Below are 2,175 nucleotides of genomic sequence, written 5' to 3' on the forward strand. Positions count from 1 at the left end.
ATACTTCTCTTTGTTGAGATTCGTTCCTCATACACCGACTTCGGGGAACTGGCATAAATTCCGTTGCGAAGGTAAATGTCCGGTCTTGTCATCAGCAAGGTCAGGGCTTCGCTTTGCCGCTAAATCTCCACACCTACGGGTAGTATTTTGGTGCAAAACCTTGCAGAGACAGCCCCGACACCTTCTTGGTGCAACAAAATTTATATGTGTTCCCGAAGTAGTTGATCTACGAGAGGGAAGAAAAAAAACAGATGATATTATGACGACAATCCAATCAATCCTGAGCCGACTGACCAAGGCTGTTGGCGGTACTGAAAAGATGCTCTACACAGAGCCGGAGTTGAACAGTTTTGCAGAGTTCTACCTTGACAAGTGGGACGAGAATACCAGTGAGGATGTCATAGCCGAGTCTTTCACTGACTTCTGGTGGGACACAGACAGGGCTTGCAGAAGATGTTCAGAGTGTGGTAGACTGATGCGTGCCGGGTATTGTGCTGATATGGGAGTAGCCTACTATTGCAGTGATGAATGTCTGCACAGTGACTTCACCGATGAAGAATGGGCTGAGGAATGCGAAAATAACGACCAGAGTTATTATACGGAGTGGTAATATTTTTAAATTCAATGATATGGCAAATTTGCGACAACGACCTATAAGGTCACTGGGACACGTGAGGCTGCAAACAACTTGTGGACAACCCTTCAGAATATGGAAGTGGACAGTAAGGACATATGGCTGTTCAAGCTTGCCGAGCATTACGGCATCGACTATGAGAAAAAGCAAATCAGTGTAAGAGGGCATATCTATTGGGCACAATATGAGGAAGACGAGGAGAACGATTATTACCTTCTTTCATTTGAGACAGAAACCGCATGGGATGCCTGTAACGAACTCTTCCTTGAAATAAACCGGATATTGGGTGATGAATTGAGCATTTCATATAGATGCTGTGAATGCGGTTGCGATTTATTTTATACCCACGACGATGGGGATTTCTTTCCCGAAGAATGTTGTGTGAGTTCATACGTCGAACCTTTCGAGGATGCATGTGAGGATGTTTTTGACACCATTGAGGATGCCATAGCTGAATGGACATCAAAGACCGGTATCGGACAGGGAGACCGTAGTAAGAAAGAAATGGTGGACTTTATCAATAGCTATGGATACGAGAGCGAAGAGACCTATTTCTACATCCATCCTTTCACATTCGAATAAGTATAACCACTGGGGCATGAGAAAGCCTTGTGCCCCGCTTTAGGAAGTACGTTTTCTATGATAACGTAACACTTTCCCTAACAGTTTTCAACTGTCAGGAGACGTTGAAAGGTATTTGTATATCATACACTTACCTTTGTATACATTGATACATGTAGACAAGTACACGTGTAAACAGGAATACAAGAATACATTGAAACATATAAACATAAAAACAAATAGTATGGCACAGAAAATCATCACTTTCGCCAACCATAAAGGTGGCGTATCAAAGACAACTTCTACAGCTTCTATCGGGGCTTGTATGGCAATGAAGGGCAAGAAAGTCCTGCTTATAGACCTTGACGGACAGGCAAACCTTACACTGTATTTCATTCCGAATGAGAATGAAATTGAAACCAGTATTTTTGACTCACTGGTAAACGGTGTCCCTTTGCCAGTGAAGCATATCAGGGAGAATCTTGACCTTGTCCCTTCTTCCCTTGAAATGGCAAGTGCGGAAATAGCCTTGACCAACCTGTTGGCAAGAGAGCGGTTGCTTAGCAATCTTCTTGAACCGTTCAGGAAAGACTATGACTATATTCTGATTGACTGTCCGCCTTCTCTTGGTATTGTCACTACCAATGCTTTTATTGCCGCTGATGAGATCATCGTACCGATGACACCGGAGCTTCTTCCGTTGAAAGGCATGAGGATGCTGGACGCATTTGTCACCACTTTACAACGGGTCAAGCCGTCACTTCGCCTGGGCGGTGTGTTCATCGCCAGATTCAATCATCGCAAACTGAACAAGGTAGTGGAACAGGCTGTAAAGGAGCGTTATGAAAGTATCACCATGAATACCCGTATCCGTGAGAATATCGCCTTGGCGGAATCAGCCGGTAGTGGCAAAAGTATATTCGAGTATGATTCAAATTCCAACGGTGCAAAGGATTATCTTGCACTTACGGAGGAAATTC

General features: G+C 44.0%; 3 protein-coding genes. All 3 read left to right on the forward strand.

Going from position 1 to position 2,175, the window contains the following annotated elements; translation table 11 throughout:
• The first annotated feature begins 259 nt into the window (after positions 1–259).
• Complete coding sequence (locus tag H6A27_RS15450; RefSeq protein WP_204509163.1) at positions 260–610, forward strand: hypothetical protein; 351 nt, start codon at positions 260–262, stop codon at positions 608–610.
• A 99-nt stretch (positions 611–709) separates the two neighbouring features.
• Positions 710–1,216, forward strand: a complete 507-nt coding sequence (locus tag H6A27_RS14230; RefSeq protein WP_239469717.1) for a hypothetical protein — start codon at positions 710–712, stop codon at positions 1,214–1,216.
• A 223-nt stretch (positions 1,217–1,439) separates the two neighbouring features.
• On the forward strand, positions 1,440–2,175 hold a 736-nt coding region (locus H6A27_RS14235), incomplete at its 3' end, for a ParA family protein (RefSeq protein WP_204509162.1).

It is taken from the genome of Bacteroides caecigallinarum, assembly GCF_016902295.1.
Lineage (GTDB): Bacteria > Bacteroidota > Bacteroidia > Bacteroidales > Bacteroidaceae > Phocaeicola > Phocaeicola caecigallinarum_A.